Source organism: Rhodoferax sp., assembly GCF_025354435.1.
Taxonomy (GTDB): Bacteria; Pseudomonadota; Gammaproteobacteria; order Burkholderiales; family Burkholderiaceae_C; genus Rhodoferax_B.
Map to the genome: position 1 here is coordinate 14,493 of NZ_JANXMU010000019.1, position 13,772 is coordinate 28,264.

Below are 13,772 nucleotides of genomic sequence, written 5' to 3' on the forward strand. Positions count from 1 at the left end.
GCCACTGGTATCGCCCCCTGCAGGGGGGCGGAAACATGCGTTCTCGGTCCTTTGGTCCGCTTCCGGGGCAGTGTGTAGCCCCTATTTCACCAGCGCAAATGCACCCGGCTGTAGGCATACAAACCAAACAGGCGCTGTGCAATCGGGGTGAAGTACAGATTGTCGGCAAACAGGTACTGGTCGTAGGTCACGCCGGCCGAATTGGCAGTGATGACCGGGTTGATGGTGCTGGGGGTGCAGCGCGAGGAGTTGACCTGCCCCGTGCCGGTGCCGATGCCCGCGCCGCTATCGACCGAGCTGCATGCCAGGCCGGTGACATTGGCAACACCGTAGTTGGCGTGGTCAGTGCCAGACACCAGGTTGAAATAGTAGGCAGCGTCAAGATAGAGCACGTTGGCACCCAGATCGACGATAGACACCAGCATGGCATCGTTGAGCTTGCCGGTGGCGCTTTGCAGCAGGCCAGACTGGTTCAGCGACGCAGCCCAGGGGCTGACACCCATGTTGTACGGGCCCACCACCACCACGTGCTTGCCACCGGCGGCGACCAGACGGCGTACCTGCGCGCCCAGGTCTTTGCCGTACTGTGTGGCGTTGGCCAGCATCGTGTCCGAAGTTTCGGTGCCTGCCGTGACGGCATTCATCTCCACCACCAGGTCGCTGATACCTGCATTAATGGTCACGATATCGTTGTCGCCCAGCACCACACCGCTGGCCAGAAACGCGTCGATCTGCTGCGTCACGGTCTTGGTGGTGGTGCTACCGGCTGCGTCGGTCGTGTTGCTGATGCGGGCGTTGCCCTGCGCGTACACATAGCCGCCACTGGCTACCGGGGTCGCGGTGATGCCGTAGCTGCTGGCAAACTGCCCCAGCCAGGTGGTGATGACACCGCTGGCGGTGTCGTTGACCGTGTAGCTGGCACCGGGTGTGACCACGCTGAAGGCATCGCCAAACGCAATGATGCGGGTTGGTGTCAGGGCTGACTCGGTGGTGCTGGAACCACAGGCGGCCAGCAAGACGGCCGAGGCGCAGGCTAGCCCTAAAACGGCGCGGCGCAAGCTAAAAACGGTCATAGGTAACTCCAAAATACGATGGGTGAGTTTAACGAGGCAATAAAGCCGTGCGGGGTAAAGAAGCGTAAGACCTCTTTACGCGACCGAAGCGCGCTGCAAACGGTCGCGCACGCCTTCCCATGCGGGCGTGTCGGGCGGGGTCTCGATCCAGATCAGGCGCACGCCCTGGGTGTCAAAGTCGCGCAGGGCCGCAAACAGCTCCTGGGCAGCGGTGGCGGCATCCTGGGGCATGGGTCTGCAAATCACCTGGGCCGAGCGGCTGCGCAGCGTTTGGCGGGCGTACACGGCAATCGTCACCGCCTGGCCGTCCAGGCCCGTGCCCAGCAGGTCCAGCGCGGTTTGCAGCGCGGCGGCGGTCATCAGCCGCACCTTGGCGGTGGGCGCGTAATGCGCCTCCAGCGTGCCCGAAGCGCGCGGGGCGTTGGCCACGTCGTCCTTGTCGCGCAGCGGCTGGCCGCAGGCGGCTTCGATCTGGTCGCGGCCAATGCTGCCGGGGCGCAGCAGCACCGGCTCGCCACGGGTGCAGTCCACGATGGTGGATTCAATGCCCATGGTGCAGGGTCCGCCATCCAATACCAGCAGGTCCTCACCAAATTCCGACTGCACGTGGGCCGCCGTGGTAGGGCTGACGCGGCCAAACTGGTTGGCGCTGGGCGCGGCTAGCCCGGCTACGCCCAAGGCGGCGCAGGCTTGCAAGACCGCTTGCGCCACGGGATGGGCCGGGCAGCGCAGGCCGATGCTGTCTTGCCCGCCTGCCGCTGCCGCCCCCACGCCGGGACGGCGCGGCAGGATCAGCGTCAAGGGGCCGGGCCAGAAGGCCGTCATCAGCGCCTGGGCAAAGGCGGGCACGTCGGACGCGAAATGGGGTACACCATTCCCGTTTGGTGCGATATGCACGATCAGCGGGTGGTCGCTGGGGCGGCCCTTGGCGGTAAATATCTTGGCGACCGCCGCATCGCTGGACGCATCGGCCGCCAGCCCGTACACCGTCTCGGTGGGCAGGCCCAGCAGCTCGCCTGCGGCCAGTGCCTGGGCGGCTTGCCGGATGGCAGCGGGATCCAATCCGTCGAGCAGCATCAGAACGCCTCGATGCCGAGCAGCGCAGCGGCTTGCAGGGCGGTGGCGCGCACGGCGGACGCGGTGGGGCCGGTAAGGGTCAGGTGGCCCATCTTGCGGCCCTTGCTGGCGCTGGCTTTGCCGTACAGGTGCAGGTGTGCGCCGGGCAGGGCCAGCACTTCGGCCCAAGGGGGCGTGGCCGCTTGCGCGGAGCGCAAAAACCACAGGTCGCCCAGCAGGTTCAGCATGATGGCCGGGCTGTGCTGGCGGGGCTGCACCAGCGGCAGGCCGGTGAGGGTGCGCACCTGCAGCTCAAATTGCGACACGTCGCAGCAGTCCATGCTGGCGTGGCCGCTGTTGTGCGGGCGCGGGGCGATCTCGTTGACCACCAGGCTGCCGTCTTGCAGCACAAAAAACTCCACGCACAGCACGCCCACGTACTGCAAACCGTTTGCTATGGATTTCGCAGCTTCTAGTGCAGATGCTACCTGGGCTGCAGGCATATTTTCTTCATAAAACTCGAGAACCTCGGTAACGGCCAGAATGCCGTCGCGGTGCAGGTTGCGCTGGATGGGCAGGTGCACCATCTGGCCGTCGGCGCCGCGCGCCACGATGACCGAGCATTCGGCTGCCAGGGGCAGCATTTTCTCCAGCACGCAGGGCACATTCTTCATGTCGGCCCAGGCCGCTGCCAGCGCGGCACGGTCGGCCACGCGGGCCTGGCCCTTGCCGTCGTAGCCCAGGCGGGTGGTCTTCAAGATGCCGGGCAGCAAGGCTTCGTCCACGGCGGCTAACTGTTCCGGCGTGTCGATCACCGCATAGGGCGCGCAGGGTACGCCGCAGCGCAAGAAGTGGGCTTTCTCGGCCGCGCGGTCCTGGGCGATGGCCACGGCCGACGCGGCAGGCGACACCGTGGTGTACACCGCCAGGCGGGCCAGGGCGGACGACGGCACGTTCTCGAACTCGGTGGTGATGGCGTCGCAGGTCTCGGCCAACTGGCCCAGGCCTGGCGCGTCCAGGTATTCGGCAACGATGTGGTGGTGGCTGACGCGCCCGGCCGGGCTGGCCGCGTCCGGGTCGAGTACGGCGGTGAAATAGCCCATGCGCTGGGCCGCGTGGATGAACATCCGGCCCAGTTGGCCGCCGCCCATCACGCCCAAGGTGGCTCCGGGAAGGATGGGGCCGCTCATAGCACGGGCGGTGCAGGCGGCACGGTCATGTTGCGGGCTACCTCGGTCTGCGCGGCGCGGAAGGCTTCCAACTGCGCGCGCAGGGCCGGGTTCTCATTCGCCAGCAGGGCCACGGCAAACAGGGCGGCGTTGGCCGCCCCCGCGTTGCCAATGGCAAACGTGGCTACTGGTATGCCCTTGGGCATTTGCACAATGCTGTGCAGCGAATCCACGCCGCTCAGGTGCTTGGTGCCCACCGGCACGCCCAGCACCGGCACCGTGGTTTTGGCGGCCAGCATGCCCGGCAGGTGGGCCGCGCCACCGGCTCCGGCGATGATGGCCTTGAGCCCGCGCCCGGCGGCGGCTTCGGCGTAGGCAAACATATCGTCGGGCATGCGGTGGGCCGATACGACCCGGGCTTCGTGGGCAATGCCAAACTGTTGGAGAATCTGCACCGCATGCTGCATGGTGTCCCAGTCGGAGCTGGAGCCCATCACCACACCAATTTGAATAGAGTTCATAGGACTTTGTTCTGATTAACCTTGAATTTTACTTTTTGCCTCTACGGCAACCCCAAAATGATCGACGTCACCTTTGCCAACTTTGAAACCGAGGTCATTGCCGCCTCCATGACCACCCCGGTGCTGGTCGATTTCTGGGCTCCGTGGTGCGAGCCCTGCAAGGTCATCGGCCCGCTGCTAGAGAAGGTCGAGGCGGATTACGCGGGCCGCTTCAAGCTGGTCAAGATCGACTCTGACCAAGAGCAGCAACTGGCCGAAGCCTTCGGCATCCGCAGCATCCCCACCTGCATTCTGGTGGTCAACGGCCAGCCGGTGGACGGCTTCCAGGGCGCGCTGCCCGAGGGCAAGGTCAAGGAATTTCTGGACAAGCATGTGCCCGCAGGTGAGCCGCTGCAAGCCGAGCCTAGCGAGGCCGAACAAGCCCTGGCCCTGGCCGCAGAGGGCAACACCGATGCCGCCCTGTACAAGCTGCACGAAGCCCTGGCGCTGGACCCGGCCAACGACGACACCCGCTTTGACTACGTGCGCCTGCTGACCCAGGCCGGCCACCTGGAAGAAGCCGAAGCCGCGCTGCAACCCACGCTGAAGTACATCCCCTCGCAGCTGCGCTTTGAAGCCCTGTCGCAGTGGATTGATGCTCTCAATTTCGCAGCTAACAGCCTAGAAGATACCAACGCTATTGCCGAATTAGACGTAAAAATTGCCGCTAACAAACGTGACTTCGACGCCCGCTTCGCCAAAGGCCGCATCCTGATGGCCCAGGGCGAATGGACCGCCGCCATGGACGAGCTGCTGGAAATCATCATGCGCGACAAAAAGTGGAACGACGAAGCCCCGCGCAAGGTCTTCATTGCCATCCTGGAGCTGCTCACCCCGCCCAAGCCCAAGGCCAGCGCCGACGCAGGCAACAAGACGGCAGGCGGCATCGAAATCTCCGGCAAGTCGGTGACCGAGCAAGACCCGCAGGCGCTGCTGGTGGCAACCTACCGTCGGCGCTTGAGCATGATGCTGAATTAATCGGCATTGTAGTAACATCACATCATTGTTATTTTGAGGTGTTGCCATGACTGTTACCACCCTCACCAGCCGCGAATTCAACCAGGATGCTAGCCGCGCCAAGAAATGCACCCGTACCGGCCCGGTGTTCATCACCGACCGGGGGCGGCCCGCGCATGTGCTGCTGAGCATGGAGGACTACCGCCGGTTGACGGGCGCGCAGGTCACCCTGGCCGAGGCGCTGGCCCAGCCACCGTCTACGGTGCCTGACTTCGACTTTGAGCCGCCCCGGGCCGGTGGCCTGTACCGCGCCGCGGACCTGTCCTGATGTTTGTGCTGGACACCAACGTCGTCTCGGAACTGCGCCGCCCCGACAAAGCCAACCCGCAGGTACTGGCATGGGCGGTGGCCACTCCGCTGGCACACTTTTATTTGTCTGCGATCACGGTGCTGGAATTGGAGCTGGGCGTTTTGTTGATGGAGCGCCGCGATGCCGCCCAGGGCGCGGTCTTGCGCGCTTGGCTAGTGGATGCGGTACTACCCCGGTTTGAAGGCCGTATCTTCACGGTAGACACCCCGGTGGCGTTACGCTGCGCCGGTCTGCACGTGCCCGATCCGCGCGCCGAGCGCGATGCATTGATCGCGGCCACGGCCCTGGTCCACGGTATGGCGGTGGCCACCCGCAATGTGGCCGACTTTGCGCCTACGGGGGTACGGGTTTTCAACCCCTGGAGCCATGCTTAGGCCCCCCGCTTACACCACGCGTAGTACCCCGCCCGCGTCACCTGGTAGTACTGGCACATCAGTTGCACAGAATGGGTGTCCCGGTTTGCTCCGATAAAGCGAAAGACTTCGGCTTTGGATCGAAAGCAAACCGGATGGCTTTTTTTAGCAGTTCGTGCTCCTGTTGCAGGCGCTTGAATTGCTGCTCCATGGCGCACAGGCGCTGCAGCTCCACCACCGCCTGCGTATCCACCGGCGCGGGCAGACCGACCAGCTCGCCGTCGCGCACCTGCTTGCGCCATTTGGACAGCATGAACGGGTGGATCGCCAGCGTGGCTGCCACGTCCTTGATGCGCACGCCGCTTTGTTGGCTCATCTGCACCGCCTGCAGCTTGAAGGCGCTGCCGTAACGGTGGATTTTTTGGGGGCCGGGGGTGGCCATTACACGGCTCCGGGGACGGGCCGGGTGACCTGGAAGCTGGCATCCACTGCCTGGCGCTGCAGGGCGGGCAGAATCTCGGCCCAGGCGGCCCACACGCTGGGATAAACCGGCGGGCACTGGGTCTTGATGGCCTCGTGCAGCTTCGGCAACTGGTGCCAGGGCACCATGGGCAGGCTGTGGTGCTCGATGTGGAAGTTCATATTGCAGTACAGCCACTGGAACACCGGGTTGGTCACAAAGGTGCGGGTGTTCAGGCGGTGGTCGTACACGTCTTCGGCCAGGCCGGTGTGCTGGGTGGCGTTGAAAAACTGGGCAAAGAAGCCACCGTAAAAGCGCGGCAGCACGATGTACATCGCGGGCAGGATGCTGTGGGTGGCAAAGCACGCGGCGATCACCGCGGCAAACACCAGTAGAAAGATGCGCGCCGAGCGGATGACCTTGCTGCGTTCGCTGGTGGGGATGAAATGCTCACCGTCGGGGCTGATACGGCCCACCGCCTGCAAGGCAATGTCACGCAGCAGCACCACGCCGGACTTCAAAAAGAAGAAATCCAGCAGCGCGTAGAGCCGGTTGGCCGGGCGCGGGAAGGCGATTTCCGGGTCTTTGCCGACGATGATGGTGTGCGTGTGGTGGCGCGTGTGGCTCCAGCGCCAGTAGTGGCCTTCGTGCAGGGTCATGAAGGCGTTCAGGTGGTACAGCGCCTCGTTCAGCCAGCGGGTTTTGAACGGTGTGCCGTGCGACAGCTCGTGCGCCCGGTGGTCGCTGGTGGAATACAGCACGCCATACACCAAGAAGCAGGGCACGGCCCACCACGTCCCCCAGGTGACGAAGCCGGTCACGCCGCTGGCCACCAGCAGGGCTATCCACAGGCCGTAGTTCCACACCGACTCTGTGTCAGAGCGTTTCATAAGCTGTTTCAAGAGCTTGCGGTCGATCTGCGGGGTGAACCAGCGGGCGCTGACTTCGGATTCGAATTCCTCCCGGCGCAAATCGCCGGTAGGCGCTTGGTCGTCTCGCAAGGCATAGCGCGAATAAGGTGTGGTGGGCATGTTTTTGTCTCCGTTTTGGCGTGGGTGGATGCTACGGGCGGCGGCCTTTTTTGGGTACTGCCAGCGCTGTTTCTGCCCCATAATGTGTCAAACTAAAACCTATTTTTGACACAAACATGTCAAGCAAAATCCCCTCTTCCCCGTCCCGCCGCCCCACCATGGACGATGTCGCCCGCCACTGCGGGCACAGCCGCTCCACTGTCGACCGGGTGCTGAATGGCCGCAGCAATGTGCGCGAAGACACGGCCCAGCGCATCCGCGCATCCGCCGAAGCCCTGGGCTTTTATGCGGCGGGGGTGATTACCGAGCGCCTGCGCGATGTGCGCCCGCGCCTGACGCTGGGGTTTTTGCTGCAACTGCCCAACGCGGTGTTCTACCGGGGCCTGGCCGCCGCGCTGGCCCAGGCCACGCAAGACTGCCCCACGCTGCGGGGCCGCGCCGTGGTGGAGTACCTGAAGGACCAAACCCCCGAATGCGTGGCCGAGCACCTGGCCGACCTGGGCCAGCGGGTGGATGCGATCGCGGTGGTCACGGCAGACCACGCGCTGGTCAACAACGCTATCGAGGCCCTGCACCAGCGCCAGGTGCCGGTGTTCGGGCTGATCTCGGACCTGAGTTCGCCCTTGCGCGCCGGTTATGCCGGGCTGGACAACCGCCGGGTCGGGCGCACGGCGGCCTGGCTGATTTCCGAGCTGGCCCACGCCCCCGGCCCGGTAGCGATTTTTGTCGGCAGCCACCGCTTCCAGTGCCAGGAGCTGAGCGAGATCAGCCTGCGCTCGTACATGCGCGAGCATGCGCCGGACTTCGATCTGCTGGAAACCATTTCCACGCTGGAAAGCGATGCCTACGGCGAAGAGCGCACCCACGAGCTGCTGGACAGCCACCCCGACCTGGTGGGTTTCTACATGGGTGGCAGCGGCATTGAAGGCGTGCTCAAGGCGCTGGAACAGCGCCGCCAGCGCAACCGGGGCGCCCAGCGCGTCGTGGGCATCGGCACCGAGCTCACGCCCGTGACCCGCGCGGGGCTGATCCACCGGCACTTTGCGGCGGTGTTATCGCACCCGCTGCCCCAGCTATGCCGCGAACTGGTAGCCCAGATGGCCGAGGCGGTGGTGCAACCCACGGCGGGCGTGCGGCAGGTGCTGGTGCCCATGGACATCCACCTGCCCGAGAGCGTGTGAGCCCAGGGCCTTGCTATCGTATTTAATGCAGCTTTTAATAGCTACTCGCGTAGGTAGTGATTACGCTAGAAGCCTATTTAATGCTCAAAAAATGGCCTGAAAACTCCGATTCAGGCCACTTCTTCCACCAGCCAGGCCACCACCGCTTCCAGCAGCTCCGAGCCGCGTGCGGGGTCGAAGTCGCGCGGGTCCGGGCCTACCACGCCCCACAGCGGGTGGCCTTGCACGTGGCGCTGCGGGCCCCAGCCGTCTTCTTCGATGTTGCCGGTGCGCACGGGTTTGGGCGGCAGCTGGGCTATGTCCACGCGCTCGGGCCACAGGGCGTGCAGCAGCGTGGTCTCGAACGGGCCGGCGTGGTCGGGGGCGATGGGCGGGTGGGGCAGCATGTTGATGGACAGCGCCTGCACCTGCAGCGCGTGGCCTTCGGTCTGCCAGTCCTGGGCGAGCTGGCGCACCATGGCAATTTGCTCGTCGGCAAAGTGGCCGGTGAACAGCACCGCCTGGGCCACGCCAAAGACTTCCAGCCGGGCCAGGGTTTTGCGCAGCTGGGCGACGATCTCCGAGCCGGTTTCCATCATCACCGTCCAGGGGTAGATGCCGTGGCCGCCGCCGGTGCCGTAGTGCAGCGTGGGGTAGACCACACCGCCGCTGCGCTGGGCGGCACGCAGGCACACGCCGTGGGCGGTGAGTGCGTCCAGCCCCACAGGCAAATGCTCGCAGTGCCATTCGATGGTGCCCAGCGGCAGGTAGACGCGGGAGGCGCGGGCCAGCTCGGCGCGGATTTCGTGCGGCCGCAAAAGCTCTAATTGGTGCATGCTCATTGGTAGTAGTTTCGAATCCACAGGTGCTCACGCAATTGGGCCAGCAGCTCCGGGGGGAAGGCCTGGCCGTCGGAATACACCAGGTTCATGTCCACCTCGGCGCGGGTTTGCATACCGGGGATCAGCGTGGACACCTGCTTGGAATCCAGCACGTAGCGCATCGCCGCCTCGGCCAGTGTGGGGTAGTAGGGCGCGCAGAGCTTTTTGAGCTGGTTGACCCGCGCCAGGGTCTCGGCAAACCGGCCCTCGCGGAACATGGTGTGCGGTACCGAGCCGGGGGCCCAGCCCGCGTAGGTGTCGGCGGCCCAGTGGCCCACCAGCGCGCCAGAGTCCAGCGGCACCCGGGCGATGAAGGCGGTGGCGGTCTGCTCGCCTGCCGCAAACAGGCCGTGGCGCGGGCGCTGCTCAAACAGGTTGTAGACCACCTGGATGGCATCCACCAGGCCGAAGCGGGCCAGGTCTATGCCCTCGTCGGGCCGGAAGTCGCGCAGGGACACGCCGATTTTGTCGATCTTGCCCTCGGCGCGCAGGCGGTTCAGGCTCTCCAGCCAGTCCAGCGCGTAGAGGCCGTCGCCCATCCAGCTGTGCAGTTGCAGCAGGTCCAGCCGCTCCACGCCCAGGCGCTTCAGCGACTTTTCTACGCTGTCGCGCAGATACCAGTCGGGGTAGCGGCCGCGCATGGCCGGGTGGTCGTCGTCCGGGCGCGGCCACTGGATGGGTTGCACCTTGGTGGCGACATAGATTTTGTTGCCCTGCCAGGCCAGCAGCGCCCGGCCAATGACTTCCTCGCTGTGGCCCTTGCCGTACAGCTCGGCGGTATCGACAAAGTTGATGCCTTTTTCAAAGGCGTACAGCAGGGTGTCGATGGAACGCATGTCGTCTACCGCGCCCCAGTCGCCACCGATCTGCCAAGCCCCAAAGGCCACCTCACTCACCTTCCAGCCGGTGCGGCCAAAGTCGCGGTAGCGCATCGTGGGTGTGCCTTACTTCGCGTATTTGGCCAGGTTGGCGGGCGTAACCAGCTCAAACGGGATGTTCACAAAGCGGTCCACTGGCTGCTTTTTGATCAGCTTGAGGGCTGCATCCAGCGAGCCCCGGCCCTGACCACCGGCGTTCTGGAACACGGAGACCTTCAGGTCGCCCGCTTTCATGGAGGCCAGGGCATCGGGCGTGGCATCGATACCGGCGACCATGTAATCGGGTGTCCAGCGCTTGCTGGATTTCAGGGCCTGGATCGCGCCAATGGCCATTTCGTCGTTGTTGGCGATGATGGCGTCAAACTTCAGCCCGGCGGTGATCCAGTTCGAGACGATGTCCGTGGCGTTGGTGCGCAGCCAGGTGGCTTCGCGCTTGTCCAGGATCTTGATACCCGAACACTCCTTGGTGGCCAGCACCTCCTCGATGTCCTTGGTGCGGGTGCGGGCGGCTTCGTTCGACAACTCGCCCATCAGCACCACGATATTGCCCTTGCCCTTCATCACACGGCAGACTTCCTGGGTTTGCAGGGTGCCCGAGACTTTTTCGTCCGACGCCACAAAGGCCACGTTCTTCGGCAGTTTGTCAAAGTCCACCGGCTTGCGGTTCACATAGACCAGGGGGATGCCGGCATCGGTCACCATCTTGGTCATTTTGGTGGTGGCATCGGTATCCACCGGATTGACGATGATGGCATCTACCTTTTGGGTGATGAAGTTCTGGATCTGGTTGAGCTGTTTGCTGATGTCGTTGTCGGCGGATTCCATTTGCACGCTGGCCCCGACGGTTTTGGCTTGGGCCAGTAGCGCATCGGACATGTAGGCCAGAAAGGTTTCCTGGTTGGCCATGGCCAGACCGATCTTTTGGGCCTGGGCGGCGAAGGGGGTCAGTACAGCGGCGGTAACGGCGGCGGCGAGGATGAGTTTTTTCATTTTAAAAATTTCCTGGTGGTGGCTGGGGGGTTTATCAACACGCCGCTACTTTAAACACCAAGTTGAATAAATTTTCTAAGTAGTTAATCTGAGAGAAATAAATTTCTTTTATTAATTTTGGGCGGAAAAAATCTGTGGGAGTTAGTTTTTTCAAGGCCTGCCGGATCGGCTTTTCCACTGGGCCGTTAGGCTTGCGGGGCGGGGCATTGGGGTAGGTCGGTCGTTATGCAAAGGGCATTATCCGGGCGAGGAAAATATAATCCTATTTATCGCACAGTTAGTTAGTTGACATATTCGCCTAACTGCCTGGGGTTAATCCATCTGGCGATTAACCCGCCGAATAGACATTCCCGCCTAGCGCATCAAGACCCAGCGCACGCCGCTGCTCAACCCGTCCACCAGCGCCACCAGCACCAGCATGGCCACCAGCACCGCGCTGGTCTCGGGCATCTGGAACAGGCCCATGTGGAAGGCCAGCATCTGGCCCAGGCCGCCCGCGCCCACCACGCCCAGCACGGCGGCGGCGCGGATATTGTTTTCCCAGCGGTACAGGGTGTAGCTGACCAACTGCGGCAGCACCTGGGGCAGGCTGGCGTAGAGCAGCACTGGTATTGCGCCCACGCCGCGTGCCCGCACGGCCTGGGCCGGGCCGTCGGGGGCGTTCTCCAGGCTTTCGGCAAACAAACGGCCCAGCACGCCGGTGGTGTGCAGCGCCAGCGCCAGCGTCCCGGCGAACGGCCCCAGCCCGGCGGAGACCAGTAGCAGCGTGGCCCAGACCAGCTCGGGGATGCTGCGCAGCGCGTTCAGCAGCGCCCGCGTGGGGCCGCGCCACAGGGCGTGGTCATCCGCATGGGTTTTGCTGGCGGGCAGGGCCAGCGCCAGACCGCAGACCACCGCCAGCAGCGTACCCAGGGCCGACATGGCCAGGGTCTCCAGCGTGGCAGTCAGTAGCTTGCGCAGAAAGGCGGGTGCGGTGTTGGGCACCAGCAGCTCGGCCACAAAGCGGCCCATGCGGCGCAGTGCGTCAGCAGACAAAAATTTCGCCCACTGCAAGTCCAGCGTGGCAAAGCTGGCCCCCACCAGCGCCACCACGGCGATGGCGAACCACAGGGCCTTGGAACGGGAGTGGAACAGCGCGGGCGGCAGCTTGTAGGTTTCGTTCGCCGCCGTCTTCATGCGAGCCCCTTCCGCAACCACGCACTGGTGCAATCCGCCAGCCACACCAGGCCCATGAACACCAGCAGCATGGTGCTGACCTCGGAGCCGTTGAACATCTTCATCGATGCGTCCATGTGCTGGCCCAGCCCGCCCGCGCCCACAAAGCCCAGCACGGCCGACGAGCGGATGGCGCATTCCCAGCGGTAGACGGTGTAGCTGGTCAGCTCGCCCGCGTTCTGCGGCAGCAGGCCGTAGAAAAAGGCCTGCAGCCGCCCAGTGCCATGGCGCAGCAGGGCCTGGGTGGCGGCGGGCTCACCGGATTCCAGAATCTCGGCGTAGACCTTGCCCAGCATGCCTGCGTAGGTGAGCGCAATCGCCAGTACGCCCGAGGTGGGGCCCAGGCCCACCACGCGCACAAACACCAGCGCCCAGACCAGTTCGGGCACGCTGCGTAGCAGCACCAGCAGCCAGCGCACCGCCAGCCGTACAGCCGCGCCCCATGGAGCCATGCGTCCGGTCAGCGCCGAAATCGAGAGCACCCGCACCGACAGCAGCGTCAGCGGCACGGCCAGCAGTAGCGCCAGGGTGATGCCCGCCGTCGCCATCGCCACGGTGCGCCAGGTTTCCAGGGCCACGGTCCACAGAAACGCGGGCTCCAGCTTGGGCGGAAAGAAGTCGCCCACGAAGCGCAGCGTGGGCCGCAGGCTGTCGGGCTGCAGCAGCACCCAGGGCTGGAACTCGGTGAGCACCAGCAGCGGCCAGAGCAGCACGGCGGCGGCCAGCAGCCAGCAGAGGCGGCTGTGCCAGGCCGGGTCGCGCAGGGTTGGATTCAGCGGCAATGCATCACCACCGGAGCAGTAACCAGCGGCAGCGATGGCTCCGGCGCAGGCCCGGTCAGCTCGTCCAGGTGCTGGGCGTACAGGCTGTGCAGGCGTTCGCGGCTGACCTGTGCGGCGGGCAGGTCGAACACGATGGCCCCCGCGCGCAGGCCCAGGATGCGCGGGAAATGCGCCAGCGCCATGTCCACGTGGTGCAGGCTGGCCACCAGCGTGGTGCCACGCGCCTGGGCGGCTTGCGTCAACGCCAGCATGGCTTGCTCGGCGCGGGCCGGGTCCAGGGCCGACAGGGGCTCGTCCACCAGCCAGAGCCGGGCATCGGCCACCAGCGCCCGCGCCAGGCCGACGCGCTGGCGTTCGCCGCCCGACAGGCGGTCCACCCGCTCAAACAGCTTGTCGGCCAGGTCGAACTGCGCCAGCGCCGCCTCGGCCGCCGGAATGTCCACCGGGTAGAACAGGCTGCGCACGCTGCGCCACAGCCCCATGGATGGCAGCTGCCCGGCCAGCACGGCAGTGACGACCCGCTGGCGTGGCGGCAGCGGTGGCACCTGCGGGGCGATGAACAGCTGGCGGCGCAGGCCTTGCAGCTGGGCGCGCGGCAGCGCCCAGGGGTCGCGCCCGTCCAGCAGCACCTGCCCTTGGCTGAGCCGCAGCGCGCAGCCCAGCAGGTGCAGCAGCGTGGTCTTGCCCGCGCCCGACGGCCCGATCACCGCCACCTGGTCCCCGGCGGCCAGCGCCAGCTTGACACCGCGCAGGGCGGCAGGGGCGTGCGCAGCAGCTGCAGGGTGGCGGGCCGAGGCAGCCAGAAGTTGAAGTTGCATATAAAAAGTGCCTCTAGCG

The 13,772-nt window shown here is 65.1% G+C and carries 16 protein-coding genes; 4 read left to right on the forward strand and 12 right to left on the reverse strand.

Annotated elements, in window-relative coordinates; translation table 11 throughout:
• Window positions 1-86: 86 nt before the first annotated feature.
• The 4 genes from Q0T48_RS04595 to purE all read right to left on the reverse strand — a co-directional run bounded on the left by Q0T48_RS04595 (window position 87) and on the right by purE (window position 3,819).
• Entirely contained in the window at window positions 87-1,073 is a 987-nt protein-coding gene (locus Q0T48_RS04595; protein ID WP_295953059.1) for an SGNH/GDSL hydrolase family protein, read from the reverse strand.
• A 75-nt stretch (window positions 1,074-1,148) separates the two neighbouring features.
• On the reverse strand, window positions 1,149-2,150 hold the full coding sequence (locus tag Q0T48_RS04600; protein WP_295953061.1) for an L-threonylcarbamoyladenylate synthase: 1,002 nt from the start codon (window positions 2,148-2,150) through the stop codon (window positions 1,149-1,151).
• Window positions 2,150-3,319: a 5-(carboxyamino)imidazole ribonucleotide synthase gene (locus Q0T48_RS04605; protein WP_295953064.1), complete on the reverse strand. Its 1,170-nt coding sequence runs from the start codon at window positions 3,317-3,319 to the stop codon at window positions 2,150-2,152. The genes Q0T48_RS04600 and Q0T48_RS04605 overlap by 1 nt, the downstream gene beginning before the upstream one ends.
• Window positions 3,316-3,819: a 5-(carboxyamino)imidazole ribonucleotide mutase gene (purE, locus tag Q0T48_RS04610; RefSeq protein WP_295953066.1), complete on the reverse strand. Its 504-nt coding sequence runs from the start codon at window positions 3,817-3,819 to the stop codon at window positions 3,316-3,318. Before purE ends, Q0T48_RS04605 begins: the two co-directional genes overlap by 4 nt.
• 57 nt (window positions 3,820-3,876) lie before the next feature.
• Here purE and trxA point away from each other — a divergent pair, with 57 nt between their 5' ends.
• Genes trxA through Q0T48_RS04625 form a run of 3 tightly spaced genes read left to right on the forward strand, consistent with a single transcriptional unit; the run spans window position 3,877 to window position 5,559 of the window.
• Complete coding sequence (trxA, locus tag Q0T48_RS04615; protein ID WP_295953068.1) at window positions 3,877-4,836, forward strand: thioredoxin; 960 nt, start codon at window positions 3,877-3,879, stop codon at window positions 4,834-4,836.
• A 46-nt stretch (window positions 4,837-4,882) separates the two neighbouring features.
• Window positions 4,883-5,143 (forward strand): type II toxin-antitoxin system Phd/YefM family antitoxin, encoded by a 261-nt coding sequence (locus tag Q0T48_RS04620; protein ID WP_295953070.1) that lies wholly within the window; start codon window positions 4,883-4,885, stop codon window positions 5,141-5,143.
• On the forward strand, window positions 5,140-5,559 hold the full coding sequence (locus tag Q0T48_RS04625) for a type II toxin-antitoxin system VapC family toxin (RefSeq protein ID WP_295953324.1): 420 nt from the start codon (window positions 5,140-5,142) through the stop codon (window positions 5,557-5,559). Before Q0T48_RS04620 ends, Q0T48_RS04625 begins: the two co-directional genes overlap by 4 nt.
• 58 nt (window positions 5,560-5,617) lie before the next feature.
• Here Q0T48_RS04625 and Q0T48_RS04630 read toward each other — a convergent pair whose 3' ends face one another.
• Window positions 5,618-5,980, reverse strand: coding sequence for a transposase (locus tag Q0T48_RS04630; RefSeq protein WP_295953073.1), 363 nt, complete (start codon window positions 5,978-5,980; stop codon window positions 5,618-5,620).
• Entirely contained in the window at window positions 5,980-7,029 is a 1,050-nt protein-coding gene (locus Q0T48_RS04635; RefSeq protein WP_295953076.1) for a fatty acid desaturase, read from the reverse strand. The genes Q0T48_RS04630 and Q0T48_RS04635 overlap by 1 nt, the downstream gene beginning before the upstream one ends.
• Before the next feature lie 116 nt (window positions 7,030-7,145).
• On the opposite strand from Q0T48_RS04635, the gene Q0T48_RS04640 reads away from it, so the two are divergent.
• Entirely contained in the window at window positions 7,146-8,210 is a 1,065-nt protein-coding gene (locus Q0T48_RS04640; protein WP_295953078.1) for a LacI family DNA-binding transcriptional regulator, read from the forward strand.
• A 110-nt stretch (window positions 8,211-8,320) separates the two neighbouring features.
• On the opposite strand, the gene Q0T48_RS04645 is transcribed toward Q0T48_RS04640, so the two are convergent.
• The 6 genes from Q0T48_RS04645 to Q0T48_RS04670 all read right to left on the reverse strand — a co-directional run bounded on the left by Q0T48_RS04645 (window position 8,321) and on the right by Q0T48_RS04670 (window position 13,753).
• The gene (locus Q0T48_RS04645) at window positions 8,321-9,025 is read right to left on the reverse strand and encodes a creatininase family protein (protein ID WP_295953080.1); all 705 of its coding nucleotides are present in this window, start codon (window positions 9,023-9,025) and stop codon (window positions 8,321-8,323) included.
• Between the two features lie 2 nt (window positions 9,026-9,027).
• Entirely contained in the window at window positions 9,028-10,002 is a 975-nt protein-coding gene (locus Q0T48_RS04650) for an aldo/keto reductase (protein ID WP_295953084.1), read from the reverse strand.
• Window positions 10,003-10,014: 12 nt separating this feature from the next.
• Complete coding sequence (locus tag Q0T48_RS04655; protein WP_295953086.1) at window positions 10,015-10,938, reverse strand: sugar ABC transporter substrate-binding protein; 924 nt, start codon at window positions 10,936-10,938, stop codon at window positions 10,015-10,017.
• 354 nt (window positions 10,939-11,292) lie between these two features.
• Window positions 11,293-12,114 (reverse strand): phosphonate ABC transporter, permease protein PhnE, encoded by an 822-nt coding sequence (gene phnE, locus Q0T48_RS04660; RefSeq protein WP_295953089.1) that lies wholly within the window; start codon window positions 12,112-12,114, stop codon window positions 11,293-11,295.
• On the reverse strand, window positions 12,111-12,935 hold the full coding sequence (locus Q0T48_RS04665) for an ABC transporter permease (RefSeq protein WP_295953091.1): 825 nt from the start codon (window positions 12,933-12,935) through the stop codon (window positions 12,111-12,113). The genes phnE and Q0T48_RS04665 overlap by 4 nt, the downstream gene beginning before the upstream one ends.
• A complete protein-coding gene (locus Q0T48_RS04670; protein ID WP_295953095.1) occupies window positions 12,926-13,753 on the reverse strand; it encodes an ATP-binding cassette domain-containing protein in 828 nt (275 codons plus the stop codon). Before Q0T48_RS04670 ends, Q0T48_RS04665 begins: the two co-directional genes overlap by 10 nt.
• Window positions 13,754-13,772 lie beyond the last annotated feature (19 nt).

Coding starts and splice junctions, on each gene's coding strand:
- Q0T48_RS04650 (WP_295953084.1), bottom strand. CDS start 10,002: ATGCGCTACCGCGACTTTGGCCGCACCGGCTGGAAGGTGAGTGAGGTG.
- Q0T48_RS04645 (WP_295953080.1), bottom strand. CDS start 9,025: ATGCACCAATTAGAGCTTTTGCGGCCGCACGAAATCCGCGCCGAGCTG.
- trxA (WP_295953068.1), top strand. CDS start 3,877: ATGATCGACGTCACCTTTGCCAACTTTGAAACCGAGGTCATTGCCGCC.
- Q0T48_RS04630 (WP_295953073.1), bottom strand. CDS start 5,980: ATGGCCACCCCCGGCCCCCAAAAAATCCACCGTTACGGCAGCGCCTTC.
- Q0T48_RS04600 (WP_295953061.1), bottom strand. CDS start 2,150: ATGCTGCTCGACGGATTGGATCCCGCTGCCATCCGGCAAGCCGCCCAG.
- Q0T48_RS04655 (WP_295953086.1), bottom strand. CDS start 10,938: ATGAAAAAACTCATCCTCGCCGCCGCCGTTACCGCCGCTGTACTGACC.
- phnE (WP_295953089.1), bottom strand. CDS start 12,114: ATGAAGACGGCGGCGAACGAAACCTACAAGCTGCCGCCCGCGCTGTTC.
- Q0T48_RS04620 (WP_295953070.1), top strand. CDS start 4,883: ATGACTGTTACCACCCTCACCAGCCGCGAATTCAACCAGGATGCTAGC.
- Q0T48_RS04640 (WP_295953078.1), top strand. CDS start 7,146: ATGTCAAGCAAAATCCCCTCTTCCCCGTCCCGCCGCCCCACCATGGAC.
- purE (WP_295953066.1), bottom strand. CDS start 3,819: ATGAACTCTATTCAAATTGGTGTGGTGATGGGCTCCAGCTCCGACTGG.
- Q0T48_RS04605 (WP_295953064.1), bottom strand. CDS start 3,319: ATGAGCGGCCCCATCCTTCCCGGAGCCACCTTGGGCGTGATGGGCGGC.
- Q0T48_RS04595 (WP_295953059.1), bottom strand. CDS start 1,073: ATGACCGTTTTTAGCTTGCGCCGCGCCGTTTTAGGGCTAGCCTGCGCC.
- Q0T48_RS04635 (WP_295953076.1), bottom strand. CDS start 7,029: ATGCCCACCACACCTTATTCGCGCTATGCCTTGCGAGACGACCAAGCG.
- Q0T48_RS04670 (WP_295953095.1), bottom strand. CDS start 13,753: ATGCAACTTCAACTTCTGGCTGCCTCGGCCCGCCACCCTGCAGCTGCT.